This is a genomic window from Stenotrophomonas sp. YJH_SMC_57, from assembly GCF_059369755.1.
The window spans coordinates 131,028-147,613 of the sequence record NZ_JCAFSZ010000002.1 but is presented as its reverse complement, the minus strand read 5'-3'; the positions used below and the strand labels follow the sequence as shown (position 1 = coordinate 147,613).

Annotated in this window: 7 protein-coding genes; 4 read left to right on the top strand and 3 right to left on the bottom strand. The window is 69.4% G+C overall.

Annotated elements, in window-relative coordinates:
• Positions 1-159: 159 nt before the first annotated feature.
• Positions 160-495 carry a hypothetical protein gene (locus AC5P7U_RS02730; RefSeq protein ID WP_312563609.1) on the top strand — a complete coding sequence of 112 codons (336 nt, stop codon included), beginning with the start codon at positions 160-162 and terminating at the stop codon, positions 493-495.
• 33 nt (positions 496-528) lie between these two features.
• On the opposite strand, the gene AC5P7U_RS02725 is transcribed toward AC5P7U_RS02730, so the two are convergent.
• On the bottom strand, positions 529-1,002 hold the full coding sequence (locus tag AC5P7U_RS02725; protein WP_495220771.1) for a hypothetical protein: 474 nt from the start codon (positions 1,000-1,002) through the stop codon (positions 529-531).
• Between the two features lie 103 nt (positions 1,003-1,105).
• Between AC5P7U_RS02725 and gspH the strand changes: the two genes are divergently transcribed.
• The 3 genes from gspH to AC5P7U_RS02710 are packed head-to-tail and all read left to right on the top strand — an operon-like array spanning position 1,106 to position 2,522.
• Positions 1,106-1,552 carry a type II secretion system minor pseudopilin GspH gene (gene gspH / locus AC5P7U_RS02720; protein ID WP_006448924.1) on the top strand — a complete coding sequence of 149 codons (447 nt, stop codon included), beginning with the start codon at positions 1,106-1,108 and terminating at the stop codon, positions 1,550-1,552.
• Complete coding sequence (gene gspI / locus AC5P7U_RS02715; RefSeq protein WP_197564039.1) at positions 1,549-1,911, top strand: type II secretion system minor pseudopilin GspI; 363 nt, start codon at positions 1,549-1,551, stop codon at positions 1,909-1,911. The genes gspH and gspI overlap by 4 nt, the downstream gene beginning before the upstream one ends.
• On the top strand, positions 1,908-2,522 hold the full coding sequence (locus AC5P7U_RS02710) for a prepilin-type N-terminal cleavage/methylation domain-containing protein (protein ID WP_312563605.1): 615 nt from the start codon (positions 1,908-1,910) through the stop codon (positions 2,520-2,522). Before gspI ends, AC5P7U_RS02710 begins: the two co-directional genes overlap by 4 nt.
• Before the next feature lie 220 nt (positions 2,523-2,742).
• On the opposite strand, the gene AC5P7U_RS02705 is transcribed toward AC5P7U_RS02710, so the two are convergent.
• Both AC5P7U_RS02705 and AC5P7U_RS02700 read right to left on the bottom strand, forming a co-directional pair.
• Positions 2,743-15,138 carry a filamentous hemagglutinin family protein gene (locus AC5P7U_RS02705; RefSeq protein ID WP_495220769.1) on the bottom strand — a complete coding sequence of 4,132 codons (12,396 nt, stop codon included), beginning with the start codon at positions 15,136-15,138 and terminating at the stop codon, positions 2,743-2,745.
• A 233-nt stretch (positions 15,139-15,371) separates the two neighbouring features.
• Entirely contained in the window at positions 15,372-16,508 is a 1,137-nt protein-coding gene (locus tag AC5P7U_RS02700; protein ID WP_197564036.1) for a substrate-binding domain-containing protein, read from the bottom strand.
• Between the last annotated feature and the right edge of the window lie 78 nt (positions 16,509-16,586).

Sequence of the window (16,586 nt, the reverse complement as noted above, 5' to 3'; positions counted from 1 at the left end):
CGCGTGGATCTACCAACAGGACGTGCACGTCGCGTCAAAGCCGCCAACAGTTTTGTGACAGCCCTGTCATCTTTTGACAGCGCCGGAACCCTCGCGGGCGGACACTGCCTTCGCCATACGTCTTCGGTGAAGAACGCGGGTTGCCGCAGGAGATTCGAGATGAGCAGTTCATTGAAGACGGGCCTCCACCCTGCTCTCGCACTGGCATTGCTGCTGGTGTTGCCACCGCTCCAGGCCCGGGAAGCGAAGCAGCAGGACGATGCCGCGCCATGCATCGAAGTGCAGGTCAACGGCGAGCGCATTCCTGCCTGGGACTGCCTGCAGCGCAAGCTGGCACCGGCGCCGAAACCGGCGAAGTCACCGGCGCTTCCCGAAGCCGAGCGCCTGATGCGGCGGCCCGGCAACCAGCTGATGCAGTACAACCTGGAAGGCACGCGACAGCGCATGGGCGATGCCTTTGGTCGTTCGGTGGTGCCGCAGCGTCCGGCGCGCTGAACCCGTGCATCGCAGCCAAGCGCGGGCTCGGCGCTACGGCGCGCCGCGCTGTGGAGCGGCCGGCACGAAGCCATCCGTCGGCACCGGCGGCAGCTCCGGCACCGGCAGGCTGCGCGACTGCCCGGCCTGGTTCAGTTCCACCGTGCTGGCGCTGATGCCGGCCAGCACAGTGCAGGGCCCCAGCCGCTGGCCGGGGGCGTACGCTTCGGCAGGACGGCCATCGACCGAGAGCAGGGCCAGCGGCGAATGGTCGCCGGCCATCACCCCCAGCACCACCACTTCGGTCTGGACAGCGCCGGGCGAAAGCAGCCGCACCAGCGGCAGGCTGGCCGCCGCCGCGAACACCGGCCGCACAGAGGCCTCGACAGGCGCTTCACTGGCCACCGCCGCCGGCGCCACTGCAGACAGGGTCACCGTCCAGTAGGCCACCACCGCCAGCAGCAGCGTCGCTGCCAGTACGGTCAACAGCCGATTGCGATCCCAGCGCCTGTCCATGTCCTGCACCATCGCCACGTTCGTGTCTGCCCACGCTAGCAGCTACCGCTGACGCTTTTGTTTCATCATCCGCGCATACGCTGGCAGGCATCGGCAAGGACCGGAGGCAATGTCGATGCTGCACATTCCGCGTGGTTTCACTCTGCTGGAACTGATGGTGGTGCTGGTGATCATCGGCATCTGCACGGCTGGCATCGGCCTGGGCCTGGGCAGCCTGCTCGATCCCGCGCGGCAGCTGCGGCAGGAGGCCGAGCGGCTGGCACAACGCCTGCAGGTTGCGCGCGACGAGGCCCGCATCGATGGCAACACCATGCGCTGGCAGGCCGACGCCGACGGTTACCATTTCAGCCGCCGCGAAGGCAGCCGCTGGGTGGACATGGAGCGCGACGACCTGCTGCGGCCGCAGACGTGGCAGGCCGCCGGCATTTCGGTGCAGCCAGCCACCGCCATCGAATTGAGCCCGGAGTGGATCGGCGTTGCCTGGGAAGTGCGGCTGTCGCTGGACGGTCGCCTGCTGCGTCTTCGTGATGATGGCAGCGGACAGTTGCAGGTCGTGCAGTGAACCGGAACACGCGCGGATTCACCCTGATCGAAGTGCTGATCGCACTGGCGATCGTGTCGATTGCCCTGGCCGCGGTGATGCGATCGGTCGCGGTCGCCACCGATGATCAGTCGCGCCTGCGCGACCGTCGGCTGGCCCTGATGTGTGCGCAGGATCGCTGGCAGGAACTGCGCCTGGCCGGACAGGTACCGCAGGAGGCACGCCAGCGCTGCCTGCAGGGGCGCAGCCGGTTCCTGGTGCTGCAGCATCTGGGCACCGGGGCGGATGGGCAGCCGCAGCTGGAACTGAGCGTGGTGGCCGAACAGTCGCCGCGGCAGTCGCTGGCACGGATGCAGCTGCCCTGGACAGCCACGCCGTGAAGCGCCCGGTGCATGGCTTCACCCTGATCGAGGTGATGATCGCGATCACCATCATGGGCGTACTGGCACTGATCTGCTGGCGGGCCATCGACAGCGTGGCCAGCAGCGACCAGCGCCTGCGCCAGGCCGATGCGGAAACCACGCGTGCATTGCGCGCGCTGCAGCAGTTCCAGCGCGATGTCGAGATGCGCGCCGATGATGCGCTGATGAACGGCGCGGTGCGTCCGGCCGATCAGCCGCAGCGGTTGCTGCCGCCCTCGCTGGTCAGTGAGCGCCACCCGGACGGCAGCTTCGCACTGGAGATCACCCGCAGCGTGGGCAGCGACGGGCTGCGCTGGCAGCGCGTGCGCTGGTGGCGGCAGGGGGACACGTTGTGGCGGGCCAGCGGCGCTGCCACCGACCGCTACCCGCTGCCCGCACCCGAGCCGTCGAAGGGCATTGCGGTGGCACGCGCCGTGCAGCGCTTCGAACTGCGCGCGTGGCAGCCCGGGGCGGGCTGGGCGTCGTTGCCGGGCGAAGGCGATGTGCTGCCGGCCACGGGCCTGGAGCTGCGGTTGGAGCTGCGCGACGGGCGTGGTGCGTTGAGCTATCGGCGGGTGGTGGGGTTCTAGGACGCCTTGGGAGGGACGTCATCCACGCATGGCGTGGATCTACTGGTGGGCAACGATGCACTGCCCCTCTGCCGCCGGGCGCACTCCTGCACCCGGCGGCGCCGTGTCGGTGGTCCTCACCGCTGATGGCCGCTCCCTGCCCTCCGTGCCGTCCTGGCTGGGGCCGCGACCCTTCCATGGCGGCTGGCCCGATGCTGCCGTCTGCAGCGCCGTTCGATGCTCAGCGGCGCTGTTTGCCTTCGTCGCGCCTGGCCTGCGGGAACTGGAAGGCGCTGTTGTCGTCGTAGCCACTGCTGGCGGTGTTGCCATGCGCCGGCGGCTGGATGCTGCTGGTGCCACTGCCGAAGCCGAGGATCTGCACGCTGATCACCGACGGCTGGTTGCGCCGCGCGTCGTCCTGGCTCTTGCGCATCACATCCTGTGCGGCCTGGCTGGCACTGTTTGCCGCCGCGCTGGCCGCCGCCAGCGCGTTGACGTTCACCGTGGCCAGTACCGGCAGGCCCTTGCTCTCTCCCTGCACCTGGATGTTGGCGGCGTTGAGCACCTGAAGCGCAGCCAGGTTGATGTTGCCCGACACGCGGATGCCCGCCTCGCCCGCGTCGATGGTGCCGAGGGGCGCGATCAGGTCGACGTCGCCGGCCGGCACTTCCGGAATCGGGTTCAGCGTGGCGAAGCCCGCGCCGGTCGCAGGCGCCAGCGGTGACAGCACCACGTTGCCCCAGCGGTCGTAGACGCGGCGCGGCGGGGTATACAGCAGCGTGGTGCGCGAGCCGCGCCCGGCGTTGATGTTGCCCTGCTCCGACCAGCCCAGGATGTCACCGCCGAAGGTGGTCATCACCCGCGACAGTCCCAGCAGCACGCTGTCCTGGCTGAACAGCCGGATATCCCCGCGACCCTGGGTGATCAGGCCGGAACTGGCTGGCGGAACCTCGCCCGCCACGCCCAGTACGATCTGGCCGCCCGGCGCCAGCAGCTCGATGTTGCCACCGGCTTCGGTACGCACGCCGGAGCCACCGAACATCACGATGTCGCCGGTCCGGTCGAGGGTCGCACCGTTCGCATCCTTGTCCGGCATCAGGGTGGCGATGGCTTCGCGCCCGCGCAGGTAGGAGCCGAAGCGCGGCCCCTCGGCATCGTTGAACTCGCGGCCACCCTCGCGCAGTTCGGCATAGAAGACCTGGCGCAGGAAGATGTGCTGCTGCTCCTTCGGCAGCGCATCGAAGGCGGCCAGCGCGGAGCCGTCGTCAACGCGCATGCCGAGTCGCTGCGACAGCCACTGCTTCAGTTCCGCGTCGTAGATCCTGGCCACCTTCCCCGGCTGCGATGCCAGCGGCTGCGCAGGGTCGGCAAGATTGGCAGCCCCCAGGTAGCGGGCGCGCACTGCATCGAAGGCGATGTGCTGGTCGCCGGCAGTCAAGGAAACGCTGGCACCCGGCCGGGTGTCGCCCTGGATCAGGCCGCCGGTGGTGGTCACGCCGCCCGCGTCCTCGAAGCGGAGCTGGCGGCCCGCGCTGACATCAACGTTGCCCGGTCCGGCCACGTGCACCGTGCTGCGCACCACATCGCGCCCGGCCTGCACCACCGTGATGTCGGTGGCAGTGGTGTTCATCGCACCGATACTGGACACCAGGATGTCGCCGCCGGCGCGCACCTGCACCGGGGCGGAAAGATCGCTCCAGTTGAGCAGGCTGCGCGTGCCCATGGCATTGTCCAGCGTCCACTGGCCACCGGTCCTCAGGCCGACGATGTCACCCTGCACTGCATAGAATCGATTCGGCGCGCTGGTGCCGTCGCGCAGTTCCCGCGCCAACGGCGCATTCGGGCCGAACGCGAACAGCGGCAGCGAGGCGCGCGGATTGCCCGCCACGCCATCCAACGAGGCGTTTCCGATCACCGTCGCGCCCACCTCGGCAGTGAAGGCCGGCGCGAACGGGGACGGCAGGCGCACATCGGCGCCGGAGCTGCTGATGTCGGCACCGCGCATCGGCACCAGGATCGAGTCCATCGCCAGCACTTCCAGCGAACCGCGCGCCGAGGGCGCGGTCAGCAGCACATCACGCGCATCACTGCCCGTGGTCGATGTTTCCGCAAGGCGGATGCTGCCGTTGGCGGCCAGCATCCGCAGCTGCGAGGGATACAGCCAGTAGCGAAGATCGGCACCGCCACGTTGCTTCACTGCCTCGGCGAACAGTTCGCCGGATTCGGCAGTGGCCATCACGGTTCCCCTCTGCTGGCCGGGCGCGAGATCGCCACCGGCCGAGATCAGGTCCACCGCGGTATTGGCGGTCCACAGCGAGAACCAGCTGCTGGAAGCGGCGGTGCGGCCATCGCCCAGCGCCAGTGCGTTGTAGCTGGGCACCGGCACCCGGCCGGCATCGGCCACACCGGCCAGCACCAGGTCGCCGCGCGACTGCAGGGTCGCCACCGCGTCGCCCAGCACCAGCACCGGCCCGCCCATGGCATCGCCCAGCTGCGCGCGGAACGGATCTTCCTGCCTCAGGCCGCTGTACGGCGCCACGTAGTGCGCCACATTGGTGACCATGCCACCGATGCGTGCCGCGTCCAGCTGCATGCGACCGCGCAGGTTCACCAGCGCACCACTGAGCGGCAGGTTGGGCTGGTTCAATGATGGATCGCTGGTTGCCAGTGCAAGGTTCGGATTCAGCGCGCCACCCAGGCGCACCGCCAGGTCGCCGCCACCGGTCAGGTGCAGCGTACCGTCGGCCTCGACGCGCCCGGTCGAGCCCACCGCTGCCACCACGCCGGACGAATGGCGTGCCAGTGAATTGACCACGGTTCCGCTGGCCACGCCCGCGTCACGGCCGGCCTCGAGGGTGAGGTTGCCGCCACCCAGTGTGCCGAAGCCCATGAAGCCCACCATGCGCGCACCGGTCAGCGTCGGCAGGCTGGTGTAGCTGCCGAAGTTCACCCACCAGCTGGTCGCCGTGGACGGCGCCCCGGCCACGCCCGGGCTGCCCTGGCGCCACAGCCAGTTGCCCACTGCGCTGGGGGCAAAGCCCGCGCCTTCAGTCTGGCTGCGCGGAGTGACATCGAATCCGACCTGGGCGGCGCTGTCCCACAGGTCGCCACGGATGTCGCGGCCCGCGGAAACGGTCAGGTTTCCGCCCTGGTCCGGATACCAGGCCTGCCATGCCCCCAAGGCGGCCGCATAGCGCCCGTCCGCATCGGTCGGCCCAAGCACGGTGGCCAGCCCCGGTGCCGGTGCCCGGCCCGGATTGAACGCTGCATCGCGCCCGTTGCCCAGCGATGTCGGGGCGCCGGCGGTGTACACACCGAAGCCGGACATCATCCGCACGTCGCGGCCGGCCAGCAGCTGCAGGTCGCCCTTGCCGGTGCGCAGCACACTCCACAGCGGGGTGCCCAGCTTCGAGCCATAGATCGTCTTCTCGATCAGTTCGCCACCGCCATAGCAGTAGTCGGTGATCGCGCAGAAGCTTTCTTCGGTCATGCCGAAGATCTCGGCGAATTCCTTCGCCGACATGCCCACCGCCGACTCGTCGCCCACCAGGTCCAGCGAGGCCTGCTTGGCCACCAGGCGCGGGGCCAGGCCGCAGAAGCCTTCGCCGGCGTCGCACAGGGTCTGCTCGTCGACGCCCAGTTCTTCGGCCACATCCTTCAACGGGCGATTGGCATAGGAGGGATCACCGATCAGCGCAAGCGCGCCATCCAGGGTGAGCACCCGCTCGCCGATCCACTCGCTGGTCTTCTGCACGGTGCCGATCGTTCCATAGTGGCTGTCGGCCAGGATCAGGTCGCCCTTGGCGTCCAGCCGGCGCAGGCGCGGATCGGCGGCCGAGGTATCGGCACCGGCCACGGCAGTGACATCCCACGACGTGGTGCCTTCCGGCAACATTGCCGCCAACGCCCAGTTGCGGCCCTGCCTGCCGTTGGCATCGGCCGGCCGCAGGTTGACCGGCTTGCCGCCGGGCAGCTTCACCGCGGTCATCGACGGAATCAGCGAGCCCGGTGCCAGTGCAACCGCGCCGGACAGTTCCATGGCCTCCGGCAACGCCGCGCCTGCCGGCCAGAGCTGCGCCGCCAGCGTTGCTTTCGAAGCGAGCCGGAAGCCGGCGCCCAGCCGGTCACCGGCTGCCAGCTGCAACGGCTGCTGCAGCAGGCTGCCCGCGGCCAGCACGGTGCCGTCGGCGAGGGTGACGGCCGCCGGCAGCACGGTACCCGCCGCCAGCAGCAGGCGTGCGCCCAGCCGCATCTCCGCCGGCAGCACGGTGCCGGCGGGCACATCGGTCTGCGTGACCGGGATCGCGTAGTTCAGCACCGCGCCCTTCGGGAACCGTGTCGCGGCCTGCAGCGTCACGCCATCGATGGGCACCACGATGTCGCCGCCAAGCGGCGTAATGCGCAGCGTATTGGCATCGGCCGTCTCTCCGAGCATCCAGCCCGACTCATCGGGATTGGCCGGGGGCGGCGCGAAACCATCATTGATGCTGCCATAGATGCTGAGATCGCCCGCTGCGCGCAGCACCAGCGCAGCCGACTCGCCGAATCCACGCCGCAGGGGGTCATTGCGATTGGCCTGCGGACCATAGCGGTAGCCGGACAGGTCCAGGTCGCCGCGCACGGTCAGGTTGCCGGTGGGATTGTCGGCCGACACCTGGCCCACGATCTCCACGCCGGGCCGCAGGCGCACCTTGCCCAGTGCCGCGGTGCGCGCGGCCAGATCGGCATTGCCGAGAGCGGCGTTCATCCATGCCTGGTTGTGCGGATCGACCACCGTGTCCAGCCATTGCTGGGTGACCAGCTGCGGCCGATGGCCATTGACGTCAGGCGTCGCTGCCAGCGGCGCGTCGGTATAGCGCCGGAAGGCATTGACCAGCACATCCCGCGCGCCGGTGACCGACGCACCGGACTCGGCGCGCACTGCTGCATCGTCAGTGCCCCGTCGCGGCACATTGAGGGTGAAGGTGCCCCGTGCCACGCCATCGTTCTGGCCGGCCGCGGTGCCCTGTGCAACCGCGGTGCCACTGCGCAGGTCAACCCGCGCGGCACTGCCCAGCACCACCTCGCCATCGCGGCTGCCCAGCTCCACCAGCGCACGGTTGCTGCTGTCGATGATCTTGCCGTAGCTGTCCACCCGCAGCCCGCTGCCGTGTGCATCCAGCAGCCCATCCACCTGCAGGCGGTCACGCGCGGCCAGGCGGATGCCTCCGACCTGCTCTCCGCTGGCATCGATGGTGCCGAGCACATGCAGGCTGCCGCCGTCGATGCTGAGCGCAACGTTGCGCGCCTTCAGCGTGTCGGTCACGGTCAGGTCGCCCTGCTTCAGCTGGAAGCTGCGTGTGCCGAAGAAGCCGCCCGCATCCAGCTGGCGGTTCAGGCCGGCGAAGTCGGAAAGCTGCTGCGCGCGCAGCACCAGTTCGCCGCTGTCATAGGGCACCGTGCTGCCACCGGTGGCCTGGCGACCACTCGCGCTGCCACGCAGGGTCCCGGCCAGCTCTATGCGGCCGGCTTTTTCCCCCAGCGCATTGACGGTGATCCGGCCTGCGCGGTTGTTCGATGCCGAGACGTCGATGCTCGAGCCCGCGGCGGCCAGCACGTTGCCCTGGCGGGCGGTGAGTTCAACGTCGCCGCCCCAGCTGTACTTGTCCAGATCGTCCATGCGGATGCGGCGCCCGGCCAGGTCGATGCGGGCGTTGCTGCCCAGCACCACGTCGCCGTCCGCCCTGGCCTGCAGGCGGCCCGAGGCCAGCGCCACGGCGGAGTCGATCAGGATGTTGCGTGCCTGCAGCCCCAGTTCGGCGCCCAGCGCATCGTGCCCCTGGGTCTGGCCTGCGCCGCTGATGCGCAGATCACCCCCGCTGCGTACCAGCAGGGCACTTCCCGCCGCGCCGGTCAGCAGCGGTGCCTGGATGTCCAGTGCACCGCCGCTGTACTGCCAGCCCGTGCCGGCCTGGTAGGCGCCCTGCGCCTGGTAGACGTCCAGCGTGCCCTTGCCGGCGAACTGCGCCTGCTGCGTGGCCCGCAGCGAGACGCCGTCGAACCCGAGCACCTGGCGATGGGCCGGCACTTCCGAACTGGGGCGTGTATAGGGCGCGCGTCCGAGGATCAGCGAGCGGGTGTTGAGCTCGAGCTGTCCATGGCCGAGCCGATCGACCATCGCCGCGCCCGGCGCCTGCGGGGTACCGTCGGTCAGCACCGTCGACACCGCCTGCGTGCCATCCCATACCAGCGTGTCGGCATAGATGCGGGCCTGGTCACCGGCCTTGCCGTAGCCATGGATCGCCGGCGCCCCCAGCACCAGCTCGCGCAGGCTGCTGTTGCCGGTGGCCGGATTGCGGGTGTCCAGGTCCACGCTGCCGAATACGTTGATCGCGTCGCGTGCGGACAGGCTCAGTGTCTCCAGCGCGGGCGTGCCAAGCGCGGTATTGCCCCGCAGCAGCTGCTGCAGGGTCTGCTGGTTCAGCGCCAGCCCCTGCGGCAGGGCACCCTGTGCAGCCATCGCCTGCAGCGATGCGGCATCACCGAGGTTGATGGCGGTCATCGACAGGCCCAGGCGGCGTGTGCCATAGCTGACGTTGTCGCGCAGCTGGAACCCGCCCTCGGTACTGACATTGATGCTGCCCTCGGACAGCAACCGGGTCTGCCCGGTGCAGCTGTCGCTGCGGCAGGCGCCCACATCGATTGCAACGCGGGCGGCCGCGCCTCCCGACAGCAGGTTGGTCTGGCCGTTGGACACGGCCAGCACGCCCGTGATCGCATCGAGCTTCATCAGGTAGCCATCGGTGGCGTCGTAGCCGGGCTTTCCACGCCCGACCGTACTGATCACGGCGCCCTGCTCGACCACCACGCCCGCGCCACCGGCCGCGGCGCCCAGGATCACCTCGGGGGCGCTCAGCGTTGCACCGGAACGAACCAGCACGCCGCCGCCTTCCGATCTCACGTTCAGCGTGCCGGGCAGAGTGGCGTCCGGACGCAGGGTCACACCGACCGTCAGGCGCGAGGGCTGCAACGCCGTGAGCGCGTCGGCGAAAATGGCCGCCATGCTGCCCGCGCTGGCGCGCTGGCCTGCACCCAGCACTTCCAGCGTGCTCGGGCCACCATTGCCGACCACCGACACCGTACCGCCGAAGCCCTTGCTGTCGGCCTCGGCCGCGAAACGTGTCATGCCCTGCATGCGCAGTGCGTCTGTGGTGCCCAGGCCTGCACCGGCGCCCAGCGTGAGCCGCAGCGTGCCAGCGTCCACCGACTGCATGCCACGCGCGATGCCGCGGCGCGCCGCATCGTCCTGCACGAACGCGTTGTAGCCGGTTTCGTTGTAGCCGGAGTGGCGGCGCACCACCTCGGCCGGGGTCAGCACCAGGTCCGTCCACAACGGCGATGCGGAAGGCGCAAGCCCCTGCGCCTGCTGGCCGCTGACTTTCCACGAGCCGGTTCCGGTGGCGGTGGCCAGCGCCTGCTGCGTGCCCTGCGCGCCCACTTCCACCCGGAATGCGCCCGGCTGCAGCGCGTAGGACGCCGGCAGCAACGTATAGGTGCCCGCCGCCAGGCCCGGCACGCCTTCAGGCACGGTGATGCGCTGGCCGATGCCCGGGTCGGCGCTGCCGTCGGCCAGGCCCAGCGGCGCGATGCCGTTGCGGTAGGACGGGACAATGGCATACACCGCGTTGCTGCTGGCGCTGAAGGTGTAGGCCGGATTGGCGTCACGCAGTGCGTGGCTGCGCACGTCCACCGAGCCGCTGCGGCCACTGACGAACCCTGCGCCGGTCAGCGTGCCGCCACCGGACAGGTCCAGCAGCGCACCTGCCTGGATGTCGACACTGTTGGCTTGCAGGTCGACACCCACCGTGTCCACGGTGTTGATCATGCCCACCAGGCTGGGACTGACATCCTTGCCGTTCAGGCGCCAGCGCTGGCCATCCACGGTGCCACCGAAGGGAACGCTGAGGCCGGCCGCGCTGCTTGAGGTCACACTGCCGGGCAACAGCGTGATACGCGACGCGACATTGCCTGGGCCCAGTCCGCCGATCACCAACTGTCCCAGCGGCGCGCGCACCACGCCTCCCTGCTCGACCGTGGCGGCAACCAGCGCCAGCGAACCGAACACCGAATCGGCCGCAGGAGGCGTGGCGCCGGTGCCATGGATGCGAAGCACGCCCTTGGCATCGGTCCAGTTGTTCTGTCCACCCAGCACATCGTAGATCGATACCGCGATGCGGCCCTTGGTTCCGGCAACCGGATAGATCTGCGCGGCCGTGATGTCCAGGCTCGACGGCGCCAGCAGCTGGGTATCGAAGAAGTTGCTGTTGCCACTGACTTTCGCCAGCAGCCGCAGGTCGCCGCTGCTGGCAAGGTGGGCGCTGCCGAAGCCGGCCAGATCGACCGTATCGCGTACGTCCAGCACCTGTGCCGAGGCGCTGAAACTGTGGTTGCCGGCGTCGGCACGGGCCGCCACCGGCGCCACAAAGGGATTGTCCGAGGTGTCGCGGAACCAGCGTGCCTGCGCAAGTCGCACATAGGGCGCCTGCATGTGCAATGCCGATCCCGCCGCGCTGCCGGTGGCCATGCCCATCGCGGCATCGCTCAGCCCGTACAGGCGCAGGCTCTGCCCCACGCGCAGGTCGACATCCCCCTGCGCGCGAAGATCGCCGAACACCGAAAGATGGTCGAAGCCACCGGCCTGCACCTGTGCCGCCGACAGCTCGGCGTGCCCGTGCTGCAATGGCGTGGACGCGCCAGGGGCTGCATCGCTGGACTGCTGCACCAGGGTGATTGCACGCGGGCCAAGCTCCGCAGCGCCCGCCCGGCGCTCGTACACCCCACCGCCGAAGGCCACGCCCAGCGTGCCGCCCTGCGCGCCCACGCCACCGGCCGCCGCCCGCAGCGTGCCATCCAGGTACAGGCCATTGGCCGAGCGCAACACGATCGTGCCGCCGTCGCTGGCCACGGAACGGGTGCCACTGCCATCCACGGTCAGCGTCTCGCGGGTACCGGACGCATCCAGAACCGCGCCGCGCTCGACCACTACGAAGGCATCCGGCGGGCGGTTCTCCAGCGCATCGCGCGACTCCCAGTCCAGCGTACCGCCGATCCCGATGCTGCCGCCCGAATGCAGCACGCCCTGGTGACGACCCGCGGCGTCCTCCGCGGCGAAGCTGTCGCCGGACACATCCAGCAGCGCGTTGCTACCGATGCGATAGCGCAACGGGGTGCCGCCGATCTGGTAGCGCTGCTGGTTGTCGCGCACATCGTCGAGGCGGATGCTGCCTGCCTTGGCGATCAGTGCACCGGCCACGTCGGTGTTGCCACCGCCGCGCAGCTCGATCGACTGCCCGGCATCGACCTGCACGACCGCGTTGCTGCCGATCCTTACATCTCCGCCCAGCGTATTGCGCTGCGAGCGCAGCAGCACGCTTGCGCCCTGCCGCTGGGTAACCGACCCGCTGCCCGGGTCGAAGGCATACAGCGGTGCCGTCCAGGCCTCCAGGCCTTCGCCTGCGGTCGCTGCATCGGCAGCGGCCTGGCGCACGCGCAACGTCGGTGCGCGCACGTCCAGCCGGGTACCATCGGCCACCTCAAGCCCGGCATGGCCGTTGATGTCGTACTGGCCGAATCCGCTGCGCAGCAGCGTAGGTGACAGCCACAGGCTGCCATCGTCGCGGGCCCGGTCAGCCAACCTCACCTTGCCCCCGGTCGCCAGCTGCAGGGTGCCGGCACCGCTGCTGCCCAGGCCGCTGATCTGCCCGTCCAGCTGCAAGCGCCCACTGCCGTCGGTGGTCACCTGGCTGCTGTCGGCCAGCAGGGCGATGTCACCGCCCTTGCCTGCGCTGGCCTTGCCCTGCAGGTCGACGCGTCCACCCGCATCGACACTGATGCGGCTGCCTGCGACCAATGACACATCGTGGCTGCTTTCCAGGTTCACGCGACCGCCGTTGATCCACGCCTGCGCGCTGCCGGCGCCGCCGTCCAGGCGCTGGTTTGCCCAGCGGCCGTCGAGGTCGATCACCGCCGCTTCGCCCAATGTGACCACACCCCGACCGTTGGCCTGCACCACCTGCATGCGGCCGGTGGCGTCGGCCAGAAGATTGCTGGCGGTCAGGCTGCCCCCGGCAATCCGGACCCGGCCGTTGATGTTGACGCGCCCTCCGACCAGGTCCAGCTGCCCACCATCGGCAAGGGCCAGTTCGCCGTCGATGCGGATGCCACCTGCCGTCGCCAGGTCCAGCCGGCCCCACTGCTGGACGCTCAACTGTGCGCCATCGAGCCAGACGGTGTTGCGCCGGCTTTCATCCAGCGCGCCCTGCAGGCTCCAGCGTGCGGTCGCCGCCGGAGGCGTGCCGATACGCACCTGCGAGTCGAACACCGCATTGCGGCCGGTACCGTCGTAGCGCCCCAGCCACAGCTGCGCGCCGCGTGCCACCGCCGTCTGCGACTGCACGTAGCCATCGGTGCTGCTGCCCGGTGCCCGCGTCTGCCGCACGCCATTGAACACGGCCGTATCGATCTGCCCCTCGAGCACCGCGGTGGGCGCCGAAACCAGCAGCCGCCCGGCATCGCGCCCCACCGTGTAGCCGTTCTCGTAACGCGATTCATTGCCGATCAACGGATTGCGCCAGGCCTCGGTGATGCCCCAGCGCGCCTGTTCCACTTCAAAACCGCGATACAGGCCGGCGAATCCACGATCCACCGGCGCGTCGTCCAGGCGATACAGCTGTCCATCGTTGCCGCGCAGCCAGCTCTCCTTGAGCATGCCGCTGGCCACATCGAGGCTGCCGCCGGACAGGTTGATCCGCGAACCCGCGGCGCTGACCACTTCACTGCCGGCAAGCTGCACGGTGCCGCCCTGCGCGGCCCATTCGCCGATGGAGTGGCGCTGGTTGCCCAGGTAGCCGCTCACTTCCAGCAACCCTCCACCGGCATACCATCGTTCGCCTTCATGGCCGCCTGTCCCGGCCGGCACGTAGATCAGGCCGCGCCGGTCGACCCAGACCCGGCTGCTGTTGAGCGTGCCGGCATCGCGTACGTCCGGGGCATCGCGCAGTTCGTTGCCCTGCACGTTGATTTCCAGCTGGTTGCTCTCCATCGCCACCTTCACCCCGGTGGCACCGGATACATCCACGCGTGCGCCATCGCCCAGCAGCGTGCGCTGGCGTGCGTCGACCACGATCTGGCCACCGGTCGCCAGGGTCAGCGACCCGGCCTGGGCCTCGACCGTGCCACCGGAGACGATCTCCACGCGCGACTGGTCACGCCGATCCTGCAGCCGCGACAGGTTGTCGAACGCGCCCTGTGCAGCGGTACTGCGCACCTTGTCCTGGGCCGACGACTCGTTCAGCAGCGCCTGCCGCTGGCTGTCGAGCGCGGTGGTCTTGCCATCGTCCTCAAGCAGGATGGCCGTGGTGGCATCACGGCCGAGGGTCACGCTGGCCTTGCCATCGCTGGCGGAGCTGAGCAGGTGCACGGTGCCGCGCTGGTTCAGGGTGCTGGTGGCAACCGCAACGCCGGCCTGCTCGACATGACGTCCGGCCAGCGTGATGTCGCCTTCGCGCGCCTGGATCAGGCCGCTGTTGCGCACATCGCCTGCCGTGCTGCCTGCCACGAAGCGCGGCGCGATTTCGTTGCCACCGGTGGTGGACGACGTGTTCTGTGCCGTGCCCACGCCACGCCGTATCACGAAACTGTCGCCGGCGGCGAGCTGGGTCTGTCCCTTGCGGGTGTCGATCTGGCCGGCATTCTCCACGCTGCGCCCTGCCAGCAGGACATAGCCGCCCCCGCGCGTGGCCGTGGTGGGCTCATGGGTGGCGATGCGGGCACCACGCTCCACCATCACCTTGCCGAACGCCTCGGTCAGCGCATCCGAACTGGCGTTGACGCTGTACAGGCCTTCATCACGGAACTGCGTGTCGCTGATGCGCGCGGCCGCCGCCACCAGGTTGCGTACGTTCACCTGGCCGTTGCTGCCGAAGATCACGCCGTTGCGGTTGACCACGAACACGCTGCCGTCGGCCTTCAGCTGGCCGAGGATCTGGCTGGGCCGCGCGTTGGGATCGTTGACCCGGTTCAACACCGCCCAGTCCGCGTTCTGCACGATGTTCAACGTGGTGTTGGCACCAACGTTGAAGGTCTCCCAGTTCAGGATCGCCTTGTCCGCGGTCTGTTCGATGGTGACCTGCACGCGGCCATCGGCGCCCTGCGCCTGGATGGCCTCGCGCGCGTTGGTCCAGCCCCGCGTCAGCGGGTTCTCATCCACCTTCAGGCCGTCCTTGCCGAGCCCGTCGGCGACCACGAATCCGGCATCACGCCGGGCCTGCCTGGCTTCCTGCTGCAACCGTTGCTGCAGCGCGATGGCCTGTGCGGCGGTCCCCAGGTTGTCGATCGACCGCTGCAGTTGCTGGCGGGCCGCATCCTGCTGCTGCGCGGGCAGCTGGAACTGGATCGGCACCCCGCTGGGCATGCGTCCACTCTGTGCGGCCGCGCCCTGGGCGGCACCGCGGTCGGCAAACCAGGCCGGGCTGAATGCCTGCTGGGCCTGGCTGGCCGGCGCCACCACCGTGCCAAGCGCAACGGCGACGGCCCAGGCCATCGGGTGGCTGCGGCGCAGCGTGGACGGGCGCGAAGCGGTCGTGAGCGGATGCGACATCTGAACCTCGTCAACCTGGTTGGGCGGCCGCGATCGCGGCGCGCTCTGAAGGATCGGGCGGCACGCGCCCTGCATCTGTAAGACGGGGACGGCTGCGTGAAGCCGACATCAAAAGACAGCGCCGCCGATGCGGGAATGGGCCGGATTCCGGCCGGAACCGTGGCCGGCGCGCACACGCAAGAGAGCGCCGGCCTCACGGCCGGCGCTCGGTTCAAGCACTGCGTTCGACGCGATTACGGGCGGCCGAGGCCGGCGCAGGCGCTGGCGTTGTTCACGCCGTTGACGCTGCTGGCGAGCACGAAGCGGGTGCGGATGGCATCACGCCAGGCCGGGGTGAGCGGAACGAAGCCGTGGGCACGCGACGCAGCATCGTTGTTGCCGTTGTAGTGGCCCAGCAGGAAGCCGCGCAGGGCGAGCGCAACGTTGCCGGCCTTGTAGCACTGGCCCAGCTCGAAGGTGGTGTAACCCACGATCGGATAGCCGACGGCCGGCGGGTTGGTGAACACCGGGGCCCAGTTGCGCACGTCATTGGCAGCAGCGCCGGTCGGCGGCAGCACCGTGTCCAGGGTGGCCTGCACGCTCGGGTCGTTCGGCGAGAAGCCACGCACCTTGGCGATCTTGGTGGCGTCGCTCAGGTTCGGCACCACGTCCGGGCCGATGTAACCGATCGCACCGGTGGTGGCATAGACCTTGTCATACAGCGGCTGGCTGCCCAGCGCCGAAGCGGTGGTGAAGTTCGCCGGCAGCGACGAGAACTGCTTCCAGAACTCCTGGGTGGTGCTGAACTTGCCGCCGATCAGGGTGCTGCCGGCGGTGTCGCTGGCCGAGCAGGCGCTGGCCAGGAAGCGGGTCAGCAGTTCGGTGGTTCCGCTCTTCTCGTTGCGGTACACGACGGTGATCGGGCCCGAACGATTCGCGTCCAAGGTGCTCCAGTTGGTGATCTTGCCGGAGAACACGCCGCACAGCTGGGTGACGCTCAGGTCGAGATTGCCACCGGCGCTGTTGAACGGAACGGTGACCGAGGTGCCGACCGACGGAATCTGGATCAGCGGGCCGTAGGTCGGGGCGAAGTTGGCGGCGTAGGCGGCGATCTCAGCGTCGGTCAGCACCGAGTCGCTGCCGGCGAAATGCACGGTGCCGGTGGTCTTGAACAGGTCGGCACGGTTTTCCAGGAAGGCCTGCTTGCCGGTGCCCGAGCCGGTCACTTCATAGCTGAAGTTGGCCGGCAGGATGCTGTCGGCCGAACCCTTGTACAGCTTGGCCGGCAGCGAAGCGCCACCGCCCTGCACGAGCGACTGCGCCGAGGCGGCACCTGCGGTAGCCAGCAGCGCGGTGGCAACCAGCGCGGCCAGGGTCTTGTACTTGTTCATGATCTTCTCCTGAAGGGTTTACTGCGAAGGGAAACACCAAGGGAGGAACGGTCACTTCACGCCTGCTGCCGCCGAGGG